This is a genomic window from Olsenella porci, assembly GCF_009695875.1.
Taxonomy (GTDB): Bacteria; Actinomycetota; Coriobacteriia; order Coriobacteriales; family Atopobiaceae; genus Olsenella_H; species Olsenella_H porci.
This window is the reverse complement of the sequence record NZ_VUNC01000007.1, coordinates 92099-107756: the sequence shown is the minus strand read 5'-3', so window position 1 is coordinate 107756 and position 15658 is coordinate 92099. Positions and strand designations below refer to the sequence as shown.

Below are 15658 nucleotides of genomic sequence, written 5' to 3'. Positions count from 1 at the left end.
CGGGAGGCAGGGGCGACAAAGTGTCCGCGCCCCTCTCCCCCGCCATGGGGAAAGGCCAACGGTTGCTATGCCGCCTTAGGCCTGTGCCGCCACACCGACTGCACCATCCCGATGGAGGCGCATTGGGCGAGCATCGACGACGAGCCGAAGCTGATGAATGGCAGGGGGATGCCGGTGATGGGCATGATGCCGATGCACATGCCCACGTTCTCGAGGAGCTGGAAGGACCACATGGCAACGCAGCCGACGAGGACGAGCTTGCCAAACGGGGACTCGACGCGCTGGGCGAGCGAGATGGTGGCGAAGATCATTGCGCCGAACAGCGCGAGGAGGAGGACCGACCCCACGAAGCCGAACTCCTCGGCGAGGAGCGCGAACACGAAGTCGGTGTGGGCCTCGGGAAGAAAGCCGCTGCCTGCCTGCGTGGCGTTGCCGATGCCCTTGCCCAGCAGCCCGCCGGAACCGACGGCGATCTTGGCCTGCGCCAGGTTGTAGCCGTCACCCGACGGGTCGACGGAGGGGTCGACAAAAACGATGAGACGCTTGAGCTGATAGGTCTTGAGCAGGTGTGGGAGCCCAGGCGTCATGGACGTCGCCACGACGAGGGCGGCAAGCGCCACGATGCCGGCGATGGTCGCGATGACCCAGGTCTTCTTTGCGCCCGAGCAGATGATGATGGCGGCGCCCGTCACGAGGATGATGAGGCCGGTTCCCAGGTCCGGCTGCGTGAGGATGAGGATGAAGGGGATCGCGAGCATCCCGCACAGCTTGAGGTAGTCCCTGAGGTGCTCGATCTTGCCGTTGTACTCCGCGCCGAGCGATGCCATGAGGTAGATTGTCACGAGCTTGGCCACCTCGGACGGCTGGAACGTGAAGCCGATGATGGGGATTCTGATCCACCCCGTCATGCCCAGCGCGGAGTGGCTGAGGCCAGGGACGCTCGGCAGGAGCATGAGAACCACGTCTATGGCGAGCAGGGCCTTCGACATGTTGGCAAGGGCGCGGTAGTCGTAGCGCCACAGCAGGTAGGCTGCCACCATGCCCAGCGAGATGCCGAAGATGTGGCGCGGGAACGACGCGTCCGAGATGGTGAGGGAGGCGGACCAGATCACAACGGCGCCGTAGACGATCAGGCCTATGGCGGGAATGAGCTGCGGAAGGAAGAACATCACTCCCCTGCCCGACCTGACCCTGCCGTGGCCATGGGTGGAGCCAAATCGCAAGAGGAGCCCTCCCAGCGGACCCCCCTGGCGCCTCTCCGTTGGAAGCGTGGGCTTTCCCGGCATCTCTCCCCTCCCTACCTCACGCCCGAGGAGTCGACCTCGGTGGAGGTGTCCGGCTCGTTATAGATAGCGCCAAGGATGTCGCGGACCACGTACATGGCACCATCGCTGCCAAAGCCGCCGTTTTCGATAACGGACGCGACCACGTACTTGGGGTTGTCCGAGGGAGCGTAGGCAATGAACCAGCCCGTTGGGTCGGTGTGCGACGTCTCCGCGGTGCCCGTCTTGCCCGCAACCTGAACGGACAGGTTGGTGAAGTGCGAGGCCTGGGCCTCGGACTCCTTGTAGATGACGCCCGAGAGGCCCTCGTGGACGAGGTCCATGTACTCGGACTGCTCGTCCACGGTCCTGAGCTTGCTGTCCTTGTATTCCACGACAGAACCACTGCCGACGTTGGAGTTGACGGACTTGAGCACGTGAGGCTTCCAGGTGACTCCGTCGAGGGCGATGCCCGAATACACGCACAGCATCTGGAGCGGCGTCACCAGAAGGTCACCTTGGCCGATGACGAGGTTGGCATCGTCGCCGCCCTGCCACTGCCTCGCATCGTTGTCAGAGGAGCTGTAGTAGTTCCACTTCCACTCCGCGTCCGGAACGCGACCCTCCGCCTCACCCGGGAGGTCGATGCCCTCCTTGCTGCCGAGCCCCCACTTCTTGTAGGTATCCTGCAGCCCCTCCTTGTTGTCCGAGTAGTAGAAGCCCTTGCCTATCTCGTAGAAGACGACGTCGCACGAGTACGTGATGCCGCCCACTAGCCCCAGGACGCCGTGCCCGGAATGGTTCCAGCAATACTTTCCGTACGCGGAGCCAAAGCCGGTCCAGTACCCCGTGCAGTCATAGGTCGAGTTGACGTTCGCTATGCCGTAGTTGAGGGCAGCAAAGGTGGAGAGTGGCTTGATGGTGGAGGCAGAGGGATATTGGCCAGATATGGCGCGGTTGACCATGGGCGTGTGGGAATCGTCGGACGAAAGCGCCGACCAGTCGTCGGACGAGATGCCGCCTATGAACACGCTGGGCGAGAAGGTCGGCTCGCTTGCCATGCAGATGATCTCGCCGTTGGTGACGTCCATGGCGATGGCGCAGCCCTCGTAGCACTCGGTCTTGCCCGCCGCCCTGAGCGACTCGATGTGACTGGAAAGGGACTCCTCCGCCGCCTTCTGGATGGTGGCGTCAATGGTGAGCGTGACGTCGGACCCGCTCTGTGGGTCGACGGAACTGGACTGGGACAGCACGGACCCGTTGGCGTCCACGTAGACGACCTGCTCGCCCTTCACGCCCTGGAGCACGCTCTCGTACTCGTACTCCACGCCAGCCTGACCGACGGTGTCACCCAGCTCGTAGTCGATGGACGATTCGGACTCGTCCGAGTCGAGCTTGTCCACCTGCTCCTGGGTGATGGATCCCGTGTAGCCCAGGACGTGGGCGCAGAGGGTACCGTTGGGGTAGAGGCGTTGCGTCTTCTGCTCTATGGACACGCCGGTGAAGAGGGATGGGTGCTCCTCCACATAGGCGACGACGCGGCGAGAGACGTCAACGGCGACGGTCCTCAGGTTCTGTGCTCCGGTCGTGGCGTCCTCCACCTTGCGCTTGACGGCCATCTCGGGCATGCCGATGAGGTTTGCGAGGAGCTTGACCTCGATCTCGTCGTCCGCTACGTCGCTCTTTGCCATCACGGCGAGGGACGAGCGATTGGTCACGAGCTCCACGCCGTTGCGGTCGAGGATGCGACCGCGGGGCGCATCCACCGAGATGGTGCGGGTCCTGTTGGACTCGGCCTGCGCGGCATAGTCGTCAGAGGAGATGAGCTGCATCGACCAGAGCCGAGCGAGAATCACCGCGATGATGGAACCGGAGAAGACCCCAAGGCCGTTGAGGCGAGTCTTGAATCCGGTCTCTGACGAGGTGTCCGAGCCACCAGATGCCTTGGGGGCGTTTCCCCCGATATCGAAGGTAAAGCGCGCCTCTCCCCTGCCCACGAGGAAGAAGACCACGAGCAGCACGGCCAGGATGACCGCGAGGATGACTATGACGATGAGGACTGGGTTCACGAAGCGACCTTAGAGGTTGCCGAGGTCGAACTTGCCGGGCCGCCTTCGCACGGGGCCGGCACCACCCCTGATGGAGGAGAGGGGCGCCCCACTGCCGTGTGACCCGACGAGGGCAAACGGAAGGAAGGCGACGGCCGTAAGTCCAAAGGTGGGCAGCGTCCTGAGCACAAAGACGTCGTAGAACGAGCTTGCCTGGCCAACCAGGAACATGGCGAGATGGTAGACGAGCGTCACGATGAACGAGACGATCATGAAGATCGTGATTGAGCCCGAGAGGTCCTCGGCGATGCGGTTGCGGTCCTCCATGCCCAGCACGAACGACCCCACCGTGAGCAGGAGCGTCATGAGCCCGAAGGGACCCGTGGTGCAGAGGTCGAACGCGAGGCCCCCGAGGAAGCCGCAGAGGACCCCCGTCCTCCCGCCGGTGGTGAGGGCGACGTAGGCGGCAAACACCAGCGCAAAGTTGATGCGGCCGTCGGCGATGCCGATGTTTGGGGCAAGGGCGAGTTGGAGCACAAGGCAGGCTAGCCCGAGCCTCCCGATGCTCCTTCTCCTCCTGTTGCTGTCGTTTACCTGCACGGTACCCCCCTACTCGCCAGTGCTCGCGCTGGAGTCTGCGGAGCTGTCCGAGGATGCCGATGACGCGGAGGTCGTGGTGTCCTGGGCGTCGGCGGAGGAAATGTCCTCGGAGCTCGCCTTCTGGTCCTCGTCGAGCGAGGTAATGACAAGGACCTCTTCGGCAGTGGAGGTCGAGGCGAGTGGCTGGACGTCGATGTCGTAGTACAGCGCCCCGTCGCTCTTGCTCACGCTGGTGACCTTTCCGACGGGGAGCCCCTTGGGATATACCCCTCCCAGCCCACTAGTGACGACGTTGTCCCCAACCTTCACGGTCTGGTCAACGGAGACGAGCGTGAGCTGGAGCGACCCGTCCGCTGAGCCCTGGAGCATGCCCTGCGCCCTGGTGGACTGGATCATGCAAGAAACGCCTGAGTTCTCGTCGGTGATGAGACGGACGGTCGCCGAGGTCGCCCCGCACTCGGTGATCTGGCCCAGGACTCCGTTGGAGTCGGTGACGGCCATGCCCACGGCAAGGCCGGAGGTCGTGCCCTTGTCTATGGTCACCGACTGGCTCCAGGAATCCGTTGGCCCAGAGATCACGCGGGCGGCAACCGACGTCAGGTTGTAGGTGCTTTGGAGCGCGAGGAGGCTCTCGAGCCTCTCGGCGGTCTTCTGAGACTCCTGGAGCTTGCTGTTCTCGGCTTTCAGCTTCTCGTTCTCCGCCTTGAGGTCGGAGAGCGTCTCCTGGTTTGCGGTGAGGTTGGAGAAGACGTTCCCCAGGCCCTGGAACGGGGCGGTGATGGCAACGCCAAGGTAGCGCACCGGGGTGGTGACCACCGAGACGGCGCCGCGTATCGTCGTGAAGACCCCGCCGCTGCTTGACTCGCGGGCACCAAAGGTGAACAGCACGACGGAGACCGCAGTGAGGACGATCATGAGGCGCATTCCGGAGTTTGGCTCGTTCCTCCTCACTCCGGGTGCGCCCTTGAGTCCGTTTCCACCCAAAGGCATACGAGTACCCTACAGACCCGCGCTCTGGACGAAGCCGCCCGAGAGCGCATTGGCCTCGAGGACCTTCGCACACCCGTTGACTACGTTCTCCAGCGCGGTGGGGCTGACGTTCACGGGGACACCCGTCTCGTCCCTGAGCCGCTGATCAAGGCCGCGAAGGAGTCCGCCGCCGCCCGTGAGAAGCACGCCGTAGTACATGAGGTCGCTGGCAAGGTCAGGCGGGGTGACGTCTAGGGCGTCCTTGACCGCCTTGGTGACCTCGTCGAGGGGCTTGTCGAGCGCCCGCCGGATCTCTTCGCTCTCGATGCGGACCGTCTTGGGCAGGCCGCTCATGACGTCGCGGCCATTGACCTCGACGTCGAGCTCCTCTGCCAATGGTGCGGCGGAGCCGACCTTGATCTTGATGTCCTCTGCCGTCCTCTCTCCGATGGAGAGGTTGTAGGCGTCGCGCACGTGCTCGAGGATGGTCTGGTCAAACTCGTCGCCCGCCGTCCTGATTGATTGCGACACGACGATGCCCCCCATGGCGATAACCGCGACCTCGGTGGTACCACCACCAATGTCGACGACCATGGAGCCCGTGGGGTCCTCGATCGGGAGGTCGGCTCCGATGGCGGCCGCCATGGGCTCCTCGATGAGATAGGCCTGCCTGGCGCCGGCGGAGATGGTGGCCTCGAAGACGGCGCGCTTCTCGACTGAGGTGACGCCAGACGGGACGCAGACGACAACGCGGGGACGCGGGGACCAAGGGTAGCGCCTGGTGCCGCGCGCCTTCTCGATGAAGTAGCGGAGCATGACCTCAGTGACGTCGAAGTCGGCGATGACGCCGTCCTTGAGCGGACGCTCGGCGATGATGGAACCAGGGGTGCGGCCAATCATGCGCTTGGCGTCTGCGCCAACGGCGAGCACCCTGTCGGCGCTCTGGTCGATGGCCACGACTGAGGGCTCGTTCAGGACGATTCCCTGGCCTCGAACGGCGACGAGGGTGTTCGCGGTGCCGAGGTCAATCGCCAGGTCACCGTCGTATTCCCCGAAGAGTGAGTCAAGAAACGACATTTCTCCCTGTTCCTATCGCATGACGCATCCGCGGCGGACGCGTGAATAGTGTATCGCTACTCCCCCGAGATGGTTCCGGAGGTGGTGGTCCCGCTGGTCGAGGAGGAGCTGTCAGCAGTGGCTGAGCTGGCGGAGGCGACGCTGGAATCCGCGGTGTCCGCGCTGGAGGAGGTGAGAGATGCGCTGCCATCCGACTGCGAGGCATAGGTTGCGGAGACGTCGCTCACCTTCCAGCCAATGCCATCGCGAACGAGCTTGATGGTGTAGGTCTGGGTACCACCCGCAGCGAGCTTGGCTGTGGCGAGAACGGTGGATTCTGTCATGGAGCGGTCGACGCCGTCGATGGTCACGGTGGTATCCCCGGTGGGAAGGAGCGACTTGATCTCGGCGGACTGGTCGCTGGAGAGCGAGGGGCTCAGGAACTGGCTGATGTCATCACCCGAGGCGTTGGCTGAGAACATCTGCTGCACGACCTCGTCCTGCATGGGCCATCCGTATCCGCGCGTGTAGGCGAATGCGCCAGCGCCGCCGAGGAGTACGAGGATGAGCAGGATGACCAGGAACACCTTGAGGCCACGGTGCTTGCGCTTGCGGCGAACCTTGCGCTCGGACTTGTCCTTGCGCTCGAGGTCCTCCTCGCTCACCGAGAAGAAGCCCGTGTCCTCCGGGGAGGGCATGATATCGCCCGTGGCACCCGTGGGGTCCAGGGGATCGTAGGTGCCGGTTCCGTAGCCCGCCGCAGCGAGGAAGGCATCGGTCTCGGACGGGCCGTCGCCCGCAATGGCGGCCACGGCCTTCTTGGCCGCGTCGAAGGCCGCCTGAGCCTCGGGCTGAAGTGTGTAGCTTCCGTCGGAGGTCGCGTGATTGAAGGCGTCGACGGCCTCGGACATCCTGTTGGCGGCCACGTACGCAAGGCCGAGGTCGCCGTAGATGGCGTTCTGGTTCTGGAGCGGAGTCGAGAAGTCGAGCGCCGTGCGATACGCCTCAACGGCGTCGACCGCACGGCCCATCTGCATGAAGCAGCCCCCGAGCTCCCTGAGGGCGCTGGCGGGGTCAGGGTTGGTCTCGTCGATGGCCGCGTTGCGGAAGGCAACGCCCGCCTCGCGCACGTTGCCCATCTTCTTGTACGCGTTGCCGAGGGCGACGTAGGCCTTGTAGGGCGTTGGATACTCGCTGTCCTTGGTCGCAAGCGTGAGAGAGGCGATGGCCTCCTGCACCTTGCCGGCTGCGAGGAGGGCACGGCCGCGGTTGCAGGCGAGCGCTCCCTTGTGCCCGTAGGAGCCATCCCGCAGCGCGTCCCCGTAGGAGTCTGCCGCCTCGGCATAGCGGCCAAGCTTCATGAGGCAGTTCCCCAGGAGGTGGTCGACGGCGCCGGAGACCTCGCCCGGGCCCTTTGCCGCCGATAGCTGTGCGACGGCACCCATGAGGTCGCCCTGCCTGTATGCGTTCCTACCCGCCTCGAATGCCTGCTGATTCACGGTTGCTCCTCTATTGCGTCTGTGCTGTCGAAACTACGCCTCGTGGGCGATCCTCACGCTGTTGATGACGTCGCCCGCCCTGAGGCTTGAGATGACGTCGAGGCCCTCGATGGTGGTGCCGAACACGGTATAACCCGAGTCGAGCATGTGCTGCGGGCCAAGGCAGAAGTAGAACTGCGACCCCGCGGAGTTGGGGTCCTGCGCACGCGCCATGGCGAGCGCGCCGTCCACGTGGCTGTTGTTGGGGTTGGTCGAGAACTCCTCCCTGATGCGGTAGCCGGGACCGCCCGTCCCGGGCATGCCGTCGGGACCGGGCTTGCCCGCTGCAACGTCCTCGGGGGCCATGTCCCGAGTGTTGGGACACCCGCCCTGGATCACGAAGCCAGGGACGTAGCGGTGAAACTTGAGCCCGTCGTAGAACCCGGCGGAGGCGAGCTCGCAGAAGTTGGCGACGTGAATCGGCGCGCCCTTGGCATCGAGCCTGACCTTGATGGTCCCCTTGCTCGTGTCGAACACGGCGACCTCATCGCCCTGCGGCTTGTAGTCAGGCGTATAGAGGGGCTCACCGAAGAATCCCATTGCTTCTCCTCCCGGAACGTGCGCGGCACGTATGGACTTCTCACTGCCTAGCTCGCTAATTCTAACAGTAGCCCGTGGGTTTCACACATTCGGCAGGAGGCAACCCATTTGGGAAGCGTCAGGGACACCGACAGTAGCTGCCTGGGCCCTATGATGCCTGCTTTGGCTCCCAGTCGGAGTACTTGTCCTCGAAGTTCTGCTTGTAGGACTCCCCCAGCGTGGTCCCAGAGGACGTGCTGTACGACGAGAGCTCGTCCTCGTGGTCCTGCGGCTGGTCGTAGCTCGCATCCTTCTGCCATCCCGCCTTGAGGAAGTCGATCCTGTTCCTGAGCCAGTTGCCGAGCGTCCTCAGGTTGTCGGCGGTGTCCGCATAGGTGCCCGAGGTCACGTCCACGTCGTCGATGGACGAGATGAGGTTGCTGATGTCATAGGAGAGCTGCTCTGCCGTCACCTTGCCCTGCGACCTCTGGTCTGCGGTGCCGGTCAGATAATACTTGTCGTAGTCCTCCTGGCTGGCGTCTGCCTTTTTCTCAAGCTCCCCCAGCTGCTCCCAGATGTCATGCAGCTTGGAGAGGGAGGCGTCATCACCGCTCTGGATGGCGCTGTCAGACCCGTCCGAGGCATTGTCCTGCCCCTGCAGGGCGCTCACATAACCCGGGTACCCCGCCATCGATGTATCCGCGTCGGTCTTGGCACGGTCGTCGAGGGCATCCGGGTTCCAGGGGTGCGTGATGACGAGGGTGAGGCCCACGATCATCGCCACCGCGGCGCCGAGGGCGACGGTGAGAACCCGGGCGCGCGGGAAGCGGTCGCGCCTTCCCACCTCGTCGTCCTCGCCCTCGGAGGGGATCGCGCTCTCTATGCGAGGCATGGCGTGGGTCTCCTCCGCATCGGAGGGGCCCTCCACGCCATCGTCCCCCTGGGGAACGGGGGGCACGCCAGTGAGCCCCTCGCCCTCGGGCTCCGCAGCGGCATCGGCGTCGAGGATGGGGGTGCCGCAGTTGGGGCACGCCTCCTCCCCGTCGGGCACGAGGGCACCGCACCTAGGGCACCACGTGCCCTGGGGACGCGACGACACCACCTCACGCGTGAGGTCGGCATGGCACGCCGGGCAACGGCGCGAGTCGTCGGGAACGTTGGACCCACAGTTGGGACAGATCAAGCTTCTCCTCCCCTCGGCATCCCACTAGGCTTCGACGAGCTCGTCGAGGACGAAGGGGAGAATGCCGCCGGCGACCACGTAGCTGCCCTCCATGGGCGTATCGACCCTCACGACGCAGCGGAACCTCACCTCTCGCCCGTCACCCTTGCGCGCGATGACCTCGCACTCGCGGCTAGCGGGGAGCCCGCCGGAGACGTCAACCGCCGAGATGTCGAACGTCTCGGACCCATCCAGCCCCAGGGATTGGGCGCTCTGTCCCTCGAGGAACTGGAGGGGCAGGATGCCCATCTGGACGAGGTTGGAGCGGTGGATGCGCTCGAAGCTCTGGGCGATGACGGCGCGGACGCCCAGCAGCGCCGGCCCCTTGCCCGCCCAATCGCGGCTGGAGCCCGAGCCGTACATCTTGCCCGCCACGACCACGAGGGGAACGCCGTTCCCGCGGTAGTCCTCGGCGGCGTCGAAGATGCTCTTGACCTCGCCGTCCACGAAGTCGCGGGTCCAGCCTCCGCTTCTGCCATCCGCGAGGGCGTTCTGGAGCTTGACGTTGGCAAAGGTCCCCCTGACCATGACCTCGTGGTTGCCCCTGCGGCTGCCATAGGTGTTGAAGTCCTTGTCCTCCACGCCATGCTCGCGGAGGTAGCGCGCCGCGGGCGAGTCGGCGGCGATTGCGCCGGCGGGAGAGATGTGGTCAGTGGTCACGAAGTCGCCCAGCATGGCGAGCGCCCTCGCGCCACTGACCCGGATGACGGGAGAGGCAATCGCATCGTCGAAGTAGGGGGCGCGTCTGACATACGTGGACTCCTCGTCCCAGCGGAACGTCTGGGACGATGGGGCGTCGATGCCCGCCCACGCGCTAGAACCGGTCCACAGTCCCCTCCCTCCCTCGTCGAAGAGCTCGGGAGTGAGGACCCTGTCGAGAACCTGGCGCACCTCCGCGTCGCTCGGCATGAGGTCGGAAAGGCTCACGGGACCGTTGGCCCCCTCCCCCACGGGCTCGCTCGTGAGGTCGCAGTCCATGGTCCCGGCGAGCGAATATGCCACAACGAGCGCAGGCTCGCAGAGGTAGTTCTGGCTGACGTCGGGCGAGATGCGCCCGTCGAAGTTTCTGTTGCCCGAGAGAACGCTCGTGAGCTCGAGGCGGTCTGCGACCTCATGGAGCTGGGGCGCGATGCTGCCGGAGTTGCCGATGCAGCTCATGCAGCCAAACCCGCAGATGTGGAAGCCCAGCTTGGCAAGCGGCTCGAGGAGGCCCGCCCTCGCGAGCATGAGCGAGGTGGCGTGACTGCCGGGGGCGAGGACCTTCTTGACCCAGGGCAGGGGCTTGAGCCCACGCTCCACGGCGTTGCGGGCGAGAAGCCCCGCCGCGACCATCATGGCCGGGTCGGTGGCGGTGGTGCAGCTGGTGATCGCGGCAATTGCGATGGCGCCATGGCGCAGCGCGACCTCGTCGTCCCCAAAGCGAAGCGTGACCGCCTCGTCAGACATGGCCCTGCCATGCTCGGCGAGCGAGGAGCGGAAGCGCTCCCCCAGCCCCGCGGGGGTGACGCGGGCGTGGGGCCTGGACGGTCCCGCAAGGCTCGTCTCGACCTCGGACAGGTCGAGCTCGATCGTTCGGGAGTAGACCCGCCCGGAGCCAGCGCCAAGGACGCCCTCCATGCGCAGGTAGGCCTGGGCAAACTCGACCTCGCCGGCATCCCTCCCGGTTAGGGTGAGGTAGCTCACCGCCTGGCCGTCGACAGGGAAGAGGGTCGTGGTCGCACCGTACTCGGGGGTCATGTTGGCAACGCAGGCGCGCTGGGTGGCGCTCAGGGTGGCGACGCCATCGCCCGTCACCTCCACGAGGCAGCCGACAACTTCCGCGGCCCTCAGGGCCTGGGCCACGGTGAGGGCAAGGTCCATGCCGCTCACACCGTCGCGCAACCGTCCGGTGAGCCTCAGCTCCACGACGGGGGGCACGAGCATCGAGATGGGCTGGCCGAGCGCCGCCGCCTCGGCCTCGATGCCGCCCACGCCCCAGGCGAGCACGCCAAGGCCGTTTGCCGTCGTGGTGTGGGAGTCGGTTCCCACCAGCGTGTCGAAGCAAGCGACGTCCTGGCCCTCGTCGGCAAGCGTGTCGGTCGCGACGACCTTGCAGAACCGCTCGATGTTGAGCTGATGGCAGATGCCCTCTCCGGGAGGGACGATCCTGACGTTGTCGAAGGAGTGGGCGGCCCACTTGAGGAACGAGAAGCGCTCGCGGTTGCGCGTCGCCTCGATGGAGAGGTTCCTCTCGGCGGCGTCCGGGGTGCCCGCGACGTCGGCTATGACGGAGTGGTCCACCACGAGGGTGCAGGGGACCTTGGGACTCACCTTCGAGGCATCCCCACCCCTCTTCTCCATGGCGTCGCGCATGGAGGCAAAGTCAACGAACACGGGAACGCCCGTGAAGTCCTGGAACAGGACGCGGGACGGCATGTAGTCGATCTCCTCGCCCTGCGTGCCCGCGAGCCCCGCATCCACGACCCGGCGCGCGAGGCGCACGGCCTCCTCGTCGCTCGACGCACGGCGGACGCAGTTCTCGAGGAGCACGACGAGGGCCCTCGGAAGCCTGGAGGCGCCCGGGATGCCGGACACGTCGTAGGCAAGCCTCGTGATGCCGCCCGCCTCAAGCCGCCTCGGCGTCCTTGCCTCACGAACGGCGGCCGCGAACTCCCCCCGCGTTTCCTCTGCTGCCATCGAGCATCTCCATTCCCCGAGAGAGCGCCCTGCCAAAGGGCGACTCCTCAGACCAAAGTTCGCGCTTCGCGTACAGAAACTCGAACAGGATTATGGCGCAGGCTACCGTGACCGCACAAACTATTCCCGTGATGTAATCCATCGGGGCAACGCGGAAGAAGTCGCGAAACACGGTGACTCCCAGGAGGACGTAGGACGTGGAGAACGCGAGGAGGACGACCCTGAGCGGGGTGAGGGGACGAGAGAGGCGCTCAATGAGGGCAATGCCGACCGCCGCCATGACGATCATGCTCACAGTGGAGAGGAGCGCGTCGCTCCAGTCGAACGCCCTCGCCATGACCATGGCGGCGAGGAGGCCGCAGGCGATGGCGGCAGAGGCGGGCATCGACCGGGAGAGGACGTTGCCCAGGAAGGTTCCGCGGAGCCTGTCGTGGTTGGGCTCGAGGGCGAGTACGAACGAGGGGACCCCGATGACGGCGGACGAGATGAGCGACATCTGTATGGGGATGAACGGGTAGGGTGGAATGAGGATGCTGATGAGCGCGAGGACCGCCGAGTAGACGGTCTTTGTGAGGAAGAGGGCGGCGGAGCGCTGCAGGTTGTTGATGGACCTCCTGCCCTCTGCGACCACCTCGGGCATGCGTGCAAAGTCGTTGTCGGCAAGCACGATGTCGGCAACGTTGCGCGTGGCGGCGGAGCCCGACGCCATGGCGATGGCGCAGTCTGACTCCCTGAGGGCAAGGACGTCGTTGACGCCGTCGCCGGTCATGGCAACCACGTGGCCGCGCGCCCGAAGCCTCGCCACGAGGGCCCTCTTCACCTGCGGCGTGACGCGCCCGAACACCACGGCATCGTCGACCTCGTTTGGGAGCGCGCCGGGGTCGAGCCGCGAGGCGTCGACCGCCCTGTCCGCCCCCGGGATGCCGGCACGCGCCGCTATGGCGGAGACGGTGCGGGGATCGTCGCCAGATATGACCCTGAGCGAAACCGCCTGGGAGGAGAAGAACGCGACAGTCTCGCGCACGTTCTCCCTCATCTGGTCGCGGAGGGCGACGAAGCCGAGGGGGACGACCACACCCTCGGGGACGCCCATGGCGTCGAGCCCATCCGCGCGGGCGACGCACAGCACGCGCTCGACCGCCTCGAACGCGTCGACCTCCCCGCGAATGGCCTCGAGCTGGTCGCGCAGGACGAACTGTGGGGCACCGACCACGAGGCATCCGCCATCGGGAAGTACCGCCGCAGAGAGCTTGGTGGCAGACGAGAAGGGTATGCCCCTAACGAAGGAGAGGGGCCGCACGCCCTCGGAGTCGGCGTGGGCGAGGAGGGCACGCGCCGTCTCGTTGGCATCGGAGCGGTTTGCCTCCATGACCGTCTCGCACGCCGCCTCGAGGTCCTCCGCTTCGACGCCTTCGCAGGGCACTACGGACGAGACCTCCATCCTCCCCGACGTGAGCGTGCCGGTCTTGTCGAGGCACAGCACGTCGACGCGGGCGAGCGTCTCGACGCAGTAGCTCTGCTGCACGAGGACCTTGCGACGGGCGAGGCGCGTGGTGGCGATAGCCATGACGCCCGAGGTGAGGAGGACGAGCCCCTGCGGGATCATCCCGACGACCGCGGCGACTGCCTGGAGCACCGCGCCGTCGTAGTCGTAGCGCCCCGAGAGCAGGAGGCGGAGGAAGAGCCCGAGCCCAAGGGGGATGAGGGCGTAGGTGGCGAGGCGGATGATCGAGGAGAGGGTGTCGCTGATCTCTGAGGTCGGGGGCCTCCACCGCTTGGCCTCGGAGCTGATCCTGGCGGCATAGCCCTCCGCGCCAACCCGGGTGACCCGGTACTCGACGCTTCCGGAGTCGAGGTAGGAGCCAGAAAGGAGCTCGGAGCCAGCGACCTTCTCCACCGGGGCGCTCTCTCCCGTGAGGAGGTCCTCGTTTGCGGTGGCGATGCCAAACACGACCGTCCCGTCCGCGGGGACCTGGTCGCCCCGCGACACCAGCACAAGGTCGTCCCTCACGAGCTCGTCGAGAGCGACCTCGCGCTCGCGCCCGTCGCGCCTCACGCGGACACGGCTCGCGGTGACGATGCTCAGGGCGTCGACGAGCCGCTTGGCCCGTATCTCCTGAAACGTCCCCACCACCAGGTTGGAGAGCACTACTCCCACAAAGAGCATGTTGCGATACTGCCCCGTCGTCCACACAAGGACCGCCAGGGCGAGGTTGACGGCGTTGAAGAGGGTGAGGATGTGATCGGCGAGGATCTGCGGGACCGACTTGGTGCGCGCGAGGACGTCGACGTTGACGAGCCCGGCACGACGTCGCTCCTCCACCTCGGCAGACGTGAGGCCATCACGCTCGCCTTGGGCGGCCCGAGAGTCCCGTTCCATGCGTCTCCCCTCCCCGACCACCGTCGGAATCCCAAGCCCGCCGAGGTGGCGTGCCGTCACCAGAACAGCATACCCAACGCCCTTCCCAGGGCACCCGTTTTCGCTATAATCTCCTATCGGCCCCATAGCTCAGTGGATTAGAGCGTTCGCCTCCGGAGCGAAAGGTCGTGGGTTCGAGCCCCACTGGGGTCACCATGGCTCGCGAGAAACCCGTCCCCACCAATGGGGGCGGGTTTTGTTGTTTCTCCCCCGGCCACCATTGTTTCCTCCTGTTGACCCATCCAAAGTTACGATGGGGGTTGTAGTAGCATCCCGAGGATATATGCCATAAACACGGGGTCGAAAAGGCCGCAGGGAGACCACAGCTCATGATTGCAATCGTCAAGGACAGCGCCACGCCTGACCAGCTTGACCACTTCGTCTCTTGGATCGAGGGACGAGGGTTCAAGACAAACGTCTCGCGGGGCGAGAACGAAACCATCGTGGGGATAATTGGGGACACGACCAAGATCGACCCCTTCCTGCTCGAGTCCATGGACATCGTGGACCAGGTCAGGCGCGTCTCCGAGCCCTTCAAGAAGGCAAACAGAAAGTTTCATCCCGAGGACACGGTCGTCGACTGCGGGCACGGCGTCCTGCTGGGCGGGGGCAACTTCCAGGTGATAGCCGGCCCCTGCTCCGTGGAGGGGGACAACCTCTGGGACATTGCCAGAGGCGTGCACGAGGCGGGGGCGACGATGCTTCGCGGCGGCGCCTACAAGCCCCGCACCAGCCCCTACTCCTACCAGGGCATGGGCGAGAGGGGCCTGGAGCTCCTCTGCGAGGTTGGCCACTCGCTCGACATGCCCGTGGTGAGCGAGGTCATGGACCCGCGCGACGTGGAGGGCTTCCTCGACAGGGGCGTTGACGTTCTGCAGGTGGGCACGAGGAACGCCCAGAACTTTCCCCTGCTGAGGGAGCTTGGCAGGACGAACGCCCCCGTGCTCCTCAAGAGGGGGATGGGCTGCACCATCGACGAGTTCCTGATGTCCGCCGAGTACGTGATGAGCGAGGGCAACCCCAACGTGATCCTGTGCGAGCGGGGCATCAGGACCTTCGAGACCCGCACCCGCAACACCTTTGACGCTAACGCGATCCCGGTGGTCCACCACCTGTCGCACCTCCCCATCATTGCTGACCCCAGCCATGCCACCGGCTACACCCGCTACGTGCGCCCCATCGCGTATGCCGCTACCGCCGCGGGTGCAGACGGCCTTGAGATGGAGGTCCACGACGACCCGCAGAACGCCCTCTCCGACGGCGCGCAGGCGCTCACGCCCACGCAGTTTTCGGACGCCATGAGGCGCATCTCGCTCATCCGCTCCGCCGTCGAGGCAGATTTGGACTAG

At 65.7% G+C, this 15658-nt stretch carries 11 protein-coding genes and 1 tRNA gene; 2 read left to right on the top strand and 10 right to left on the bottom strand.

Features of this window, described 5'->3' with window-relative positions:
- Window positions 1-65 precede the first annotated feature (65 nt).
- From FYJ68_RS08805 to FYJ68_RS08760, 10 genes are all read right to left on the bottom strand, one after another.
- Window positions 66-1286, bottom strand: coding sequence for an FtsW/RodA/SpoVE family cell cycle protein (locus tag FYJ68_RS08805; protein ID WP_154435841.1), 1221 nt, complete (start codon window positions 1284-1286; stop codon window positions 66-68).
- Between the two features lie 11 nt (window positions 1287-1297).
- Complete coding sequence (mrdA, locus tag FYJ68_RS08800; RefSeq protein WP_326832300.1) at window positions 1298-3331, bottom strand: penicillin-binding protein 2; 2034 nt, start codon at window positions 3329-3331, stop codon at window positions 1298-1300.
- 9 nt (window positions 3332-3340) lie between these two features.
- The gene (gene mreD / locus FYJ68_RS08795; RefSeq protein WP_326832299.1) at window positions 3341-3910 is read right to left on the bottom strand and encodes a rod shape-determining protein MreD; all 570 of its coding nucleotides are present in this window, start codon (window positions 3908-3910) and stop codon (window positions 3341-3343) included.
- Window positions 3911-3919: 9 nt separating this feature from the next.
- Window positions 3920-4861 (bottom strand): rod shape-determining protein MreC, encoded by a 942-nt coding sequence (mreC, locus tag FYJ68_RS08790; protein WP_326832298.1) that lies wholly within the window; start codon window positions 4859-4861, stop codon window positions 3920-3922.
- Window positions 4862-4909: 48 nt separating this feature from the next.
- Window positions 4910-5956 (bottom strand): rod shape-determining protein, encoded by a 1047-nt coding sequence (gene mreB, locus FYJ68_RS08785; RefSeq protein ID WP_154435839.1) that lies wholly within the window; start codon window positions 5954-5956, stop codon window positions 4910-4912.
- 56 nt (window positions 5957-6012) lie between these two features.
- Entirely contained in the window at window positions 6013-7434 is a 1422-nt protein-coding gene (locus FYJ68_RS08780) for a tetratricopeptide repeat protein (RefSeq protein ID WP_326832297.1), read from the bottom strand.
- A 33-nt stretch (window positions 7435-7467) separates the two neighbouring features.
- Window positions 7468-8013, bottom strand: coding sequence for a peptidylprolyl isomerase (locus FYJ68_RS08775; RefSeq protein ID WP_154435838.1), 546 nt, complete (start codon window positions 8011-8013; stop codon window positions 7468-7470).
- 148 nt (window positions 8014-8161) lie between these two features.
- Window positions 8162-9175 carry a zinc ribbon domain-containing protein gene (locus tag FYJ68_RS08770; protein ID WP_154435837.1) on the bottom strand — a complete coding sequence of 338 codons (1014 nt, stop codon included), beginning with the start codon at window positions 9173-9175 and terminating at the stop codon, window positions 8162-8164.
- A gap of 24 nt (window positions 9176-9199) precedes the next feature.
- Window positions 9200-11890 carry an aconitate hydratase AcnA gene (gene acnA / locus FYJ68_RS08765; RefSeq protein WP_154435836.1) on the bottom strand — a complete coding sequence of 897 codons (2691 nt, stop codon included), beginning with the start codon at window positions 11888-11890 and terminating at the stop codon, window positions 9200-9202.
- Complete coding sequence (locus FYJ68_RS08760; RefSeq protein WP_154435835.1) at window positions 11844-14270, bottom strand: HAD-IC family P-type ATPase; 2427 nt, start codon at window positions 14268-14270, stop codon at window positions 11844-11846. Before FYJ68_RS08760 ends, acnA begins: the two co-directional genes overlap by 47 nt.
- 118 nt (window positions 14271-14388) lie before the next feature.
- Between FYJ68_RS08760 and FYJ68_RS08755 the strand changes: the two genes are divergently transcribed.
- Together FYJ68_RS08755 and aroF are read left to right on the top strand one after the other, a co-directional pair.
- Window positions 14389-14465: transfer RNA gene (locus tag FYJ68_RS08755), tRNA-Arg, on the top strand.
- Window positions 14466-14638: 173 nt separating this feature from the next.
- Complete coding sequence (gene aroF, locus FYJ68_RS08750) at window positions 14639-15658, top strand: 3-deoxy-7-phosphoheptulonate synthase (RefSeq protein WP_154435834.1); 1020 nt, start codon at window positions 14639-14641, stop codon at window positions 15656-15658.